6 protein-coding genes and 1 pseudogene are annotated in these 4,178 nt (G+C 36.1%); 6 read left to right on the forward strand and 1 reads right to left on the reverse strand.

From position 1 onward, the window contains the following. From cgtA to rny, 6 genes and pseudogenes are all read left to right on the forward strand, one after another. A partial coding sequence (gene cgtA / locus ABZA26_RS09095; RefSeq protein ID WP_372714206.1) for an Obg family GTPase CgtA occupies window positions 1–252 on the forward strand: 252 nt, incomplete at its 5' end. A 117-nt stretch (window positions 253–369) separates the two neighbouring features. Beyond that, on the forward strand, window positions 370–1,272 hold the full coding sequence (miaA, locus tag ABZA26_RS09100) for a tRNA (adenosine(37)-N6)-dimethylallyltransferase MiaA (protein ID WP_372714207.1): 903 nt from the start codon (window positions 370–372) through the stop codon (window positions 1,270–1,272). A 76-nt stretch (window positions 1,273–1,348) separates the two neighbouring features. Beyond that, a complete protein-coding gene (locus tag ABZA26_RS09105) occupies window positions 1,349–1,870 on the forward strand; it encodes a hypothetical protein (RefSeq protein WP_372714208.1) in 522 nt (173 codons plus the stop codon). Beyond that, the gene (locus ABZA26_RS09110) at window positions 1,867–2,271 is read left to right on the forward strand and encodes an ATP-binding protein (protein ID WP_372714210.1); all 405 of its coding nucleotides are present in this window, start codon (window positions 1,867–1,869) and stop codon (window positions 2,269–2,271) included. The genes ABZA26_RS09105 and ABZA26_RS09110 overlap by 4 nt, the downstream gene beginning before the upstream one ends. Next, entirely contained in the window at window positions 2,271–2,615 is a 345-nt protein-coding gene (locus ABZA26_RS09115) for an STAS domain-containing protein (RefSeq protein ID WP_372714209.1), read from the forward strand. Before ABZA26_RS09110 ends, ABZA26_RS09115 begins: the two co-directional genes overlap by 1 nt. 32 nt (window positions 2,616–2,647) lie before the next feature. Continuing rightward, window positions 2,648–4,051, forward strand: a pseudogene (rny, locus tag ABZA26_RS09120) (ribonuclease Y); the annotation flags it as partial. On the opposite strand, the gene ABZA26_RS09125 reads toward rny, so the two are convergent. Then, the gene (locus ABZA26_RS09125; protein WP_372714211.1) at window positions 4,031–4,144 is read right to left on the reverse strand and encodes a hypothetical protein; all 114 of its coding nucleotides are present in this window, start codon (window positions 4,142–4,144) and stop codon (window positions 4,031–4,033) included. The pseudogene rny and the gene ABZA26_RS09125 sit on opposite strands and share 21 nt — an antisense overlap. Window positions 4,145–4,178 lie beyond the last annotated feature (34 nt).

Raw genomic sequence — 4,178 nt, forward strand, 5'->3', positions numbered from 1 at the left:
GTACTGAAGGCAATCAGAGGAAATAAAGAAGACTATATAATTACCCAGGATGAAGAAGGGGTGTACGTGGTAGACGGAAGAATAGTAGATGATGTACTGAATAAATATGTAATAACTATGGAAGAGGATTCTATAATAAACTTCCTTCATATGATGAAAAATCTGGGAATGGAAGAGGCCTTGAGGGATGCAGGGGTAGAGCACGGAGACAGTGTAAGAATAGCAAATGTAGAATTTGACTTTGTAGATTAATTAATAAAGAGGCAGCTCTAAGCTGCCTTTTTTAGTTTGTTATCATGAATTGTAAGAAAGATATTTTGAAAAAAAAGTTTCATGTGATAAACTTGAAAAAAGCACAAGGAGGGCAAAATGAAAGGACTTGTCATAGCAGGCCCTACAGCTGTGGGGAAAACAGCTCTCTCCATAAAATTGGCCAAAGCCATGGGAGCAGAAATAATCTCAGCCGACTCGGCACAGGTGTATAAAGAACTGGATATAGGTACTGCAAAAGTAATGTCAGAAGAGATGCAGGGGATAAAACATTATATGATTGATATGGTGGTTCCTGAAAAAAAATATAGTGTAGGTGAATATCAAAAAGAAGTAAATAATATTTTGTTAAAACAGGAAAATGAAAATAAAGACGTAATAATAACAGGTGGAACAGGATTATATATTAGTTCTGTCACGGAGGGTCTGTCAGAACTGCCCGCCTCTGATCCGATCCTGAGAGAAACTCTTATGAAGAAGAGCAGTGAAGATCTCTACAGAGAACTGGAAAAACTAGATCCTGAAGCAGCTGAAGGAATACACATAAACAATAAAAAAAGGGTGGAAAGAGCCCTTGAAGTATCTCTGCTCACCGGGGAAAAATTTTCTGTGATCTCCAAAAGAAACATAAAAGGCAATAATTATAAGTTTCTTAAGGTGGCCCTTGAAAGAGGAAGGGAAAACCTTTATGAGAGAATTAATATGAGAGTGGATATGATGATGGATGCGGGACTCTATCAAGAAGTAGTAAAAGTATATGAAAAGTACGGGGAGAATCTGGAAAAAATAAACATAATAGGTTACTCAGAAATTATAAGGCATCTGAAAGGAGAATATACACTTTCAGAAGCTGTGGAGCTTATAAAAAGAAATTCCAGAAGATATGCCAAAAGACAATTTACATGGTTTAAAAATGATGACTCGTATATATGGTATAATTTAGAAGAAATAAGTGAGGAAGAAATAGTCCTGGATGTACTCCAAAGGCTCAAAAACCTTTGAAAATGTTGGAAATATTAACTTGATAATTTCATCCCTGTATGCTATCATTATAATGTTAATCTCATAGGAGAATGATATGTTAAAAAAAATTTTAATAATATTAATTGTGTTAAATCTTGGTACAGCCTGCTCTAGAATATCTAAAAAAGAGAAAATAGAGTTTGAGGAATCTAGGTTTTACAGTTCTTACAGCAGATGGGAACTAGATGATCTTGCCAAAGAACTAGCAGAACACAAAAAGGCTTACGGATACACGCCTGAAGTTATTAAATACAGGCTTTTACTTGAAGAGAGAGCAGAGGCCAAAAAAGAACTGGATGAACTAATAAAAAAAGTCAAAGAAGAACTTGTTGAGAATGATCTTACAACCCTTAAAAAACATATGAGTAAAAGTTTGAGGAGTACAGCCACATTGGATAAACTTACGGATTTAGATTTTACCAGATACAGGGTATTTGTGTCCAAGACAAGTTTTGAAAATGAAACGGCTAAGAATATTGTTGCCCTCAATACAGGAGAGGAAACTTTTTATTTTAATGTGGAATTTAAATATGAAAAGAATATGTGGGAAGTAGTGAAATTTCAAGAAAGAAGGTGAAGGTTTTGGAAAGAAACGACGTAAAACTAGTACTGCCTTCTTCCTTGCATAATCTGACTCTAATCAGAGCCCTTGCAAAAACCTATTTTGAAAGCCAGAATATAGAAAAAGGCGATGTAATGAAACTGCTTTCAGTTATAGATGAACTTGCAACCAATGTAGTTGAACATGGATATAGATATGAAACTGGTGAAATGACAATTTTCTTGAAAAAAATAGGCAATACAGTATATTTGAGTATTGAAGACAACGGTCATGGTTATGATGAGAAAAAAAGCAGCAAAGAAGAAGGCGGAATGGGTTTATTTATCGTCAAAGGAATGGTTGACGAATTTAATGTAGAGAAAAAAGAAACAGGAACAAAATTTAATGTATCAAAAGAAGTTAAGGAGGCCAAGTAATGGTAACAAATTTTGAAATAGTAGAGAAGACTATAAATGATGTGAGAGTAATAAAAGTAGTGGGAGAATTAGATGCTCTTGTAGCTCCTAAATTGAAAGAAAGAATGTCTAAACTGATAGAGACAGATGCTGTAAACTTTATAATTGATTTTGAAGAACTTGTTCATATCAACAGTTTAGCTATGGGAATTTTAAGAGGTAAACTGAGAACTGTAAAAGGAATAGGCGGAGATATCAAACTTATAAAATTGAATGATCATATTAAGACAATTTTTGAAATGGTAGGATTAGATGAAGTATTTGAAATTTACGAAACTGAAGAGGAGGCATTAGCCAACTTTTAATAAAAATAAATCTGTAGAAAGGAAGTATTATAATGAATACGTCAATAGTTGTAGCATCAGCAGTAATCGGATTAAGTATACTTTTAACAGTAGCTTATAAAAAATCCGTTATAGATAAAAAGATAGATGAACTTAACAATCTAGAAGATGAGATAGTAAAAGCAAGACTCAAAGCTAAAGAGATAGTGGAGGGTTCTGAAAAAGAAGCATTGGCAAAATCTAAAGAGATAGAACTAAAGGCAAAAGAAAAAGTCTATCACTTAAAAGAAGAAGCCGAAAAAGATATTAAGGCAGCTAAGGCTGATGTATACCAGAAAGAAAGCAGACTTACTAAAAAAGAGGAAACTCTGGATAAAAAAATAGACAGACTTGAGATGAAATCTCAGGAACTTGCTGATTTTGAAGACAAACTTCAGATAAAGAACAACGAGATCGAAGAGCTGAGATCTAAGCAGGAAGTAGAATTAGAGAGGATATCAGGATTCTCTAAGGACGAGGCAAAAGATCTACTGATAACAAAATTGACAAATGAGCTGACTCACGAGACAGCAATGAAAATAAAAGAGTTTGAAAACAAGCTTTCTGAAGAGAAGGACAGAGTATCTAAAAGAATACTTTCTACAGCAATAGGAAAGGCTTCTGCTGACTATGTAGTAGATGCTACTGTATCAGTAGTAAATCTTCCTAATGATGAAATGAAGGGAAGAATCATAGGTAGAGAAGGTAGGAATATAAGGGCTATAGAGGCTCTTACAGGTGTAGATGTAATAATCGATGATACTCCTGAGGCAGTGGTACTGTCTAGTTTTGACGGAGTGAAAAGAGAAGTAGCCAGAAATACCATAGAAAAACTGGTAACAGACGGAAGAATACATCCTGCTAAAATAGAGGAAGCTGTAAATAAAGCTAAAAAAGAAGTGAATAAAGAGATCATTGAAGCCGGAGAACATGCTTTACTTGAGCTTGGAATACCTGGAATGCACCAGGAGATAATAAAAACTTTAGGAAAACTTAAGTTTAGAACTAGCTATGGACAAAACGTTTTGACACACTCTATAGAGGTAGCAAGACTTGCAGGAAACTTAGCTGCTGAGATCGGTGCAAATACCGAACTAGCTAAAAGAGCGGGACTTCTGCATGACGTAGGTAAAGTGTTAGAGCATGACATAGAAGCTTCACATGCACTTATAGGTGGAGAGTTCCTTAAAAAGTTTGGAGAAAAACCACTTGTACTCAATGCTGTAATGGCTCATCATAATGAGGTGGAATTTGAAAGTGTAGAAGCCATCTTAATACAGGCAGCTGATGCTATCTCTGCTTCCAGACCGGGAGCAAGAAGAGAAACTCTTTCAACTTACCTGAAGAGACTTGAAGGACTTGAAGAGATTGCAAACTCATTTGAGGGAGTAGAATCTTCATTTGCAATACAGGCAGGTAGTGGTGACGCCGGTGCGGACGGGGCCCTGGCCCGGCTTCAAGGCGCCCTCTCCCCGATTCAGGGTCACCTGCCCGACCTTCACGCCGGCCACGTCGGTGATCGCATTCAGAGGGCCCGGCTGATAC

This window comes from Ilyobacter sp. (assembly GCF_041583315.1).
Lineage (GTDB): Bacteria > Fusobacteriota > Fusobacteriia > Fusobacteriales > Fusobacteriaceae > Ilyobacter.

What these genes read in the sequence shown, in the direction of transcription:
- miaA (WP_372714207.1), top strand. Translation starts at nt 370, where the DNA reads ATGAAAGGACTTGTCATAGCAGGCCCTACAGCTGTGGGGAAAACAGCT.
- ABZA26_RS09105 (WP_372714208.1), top strand. Translation starts at nt 1,349, where the DNA reads ATGTTAAAAAAAATTTTAATAATATTAATTGTGTTAAATCTTGGTACA.
- ABZA26_RS09115 (WP_372714209.1), top strand. Translation starts at nt 2,271, where the DNA reads ATGGTAACAAATTTTGAAATAGTAGAGAAGACTATAAATGATGTGAGA.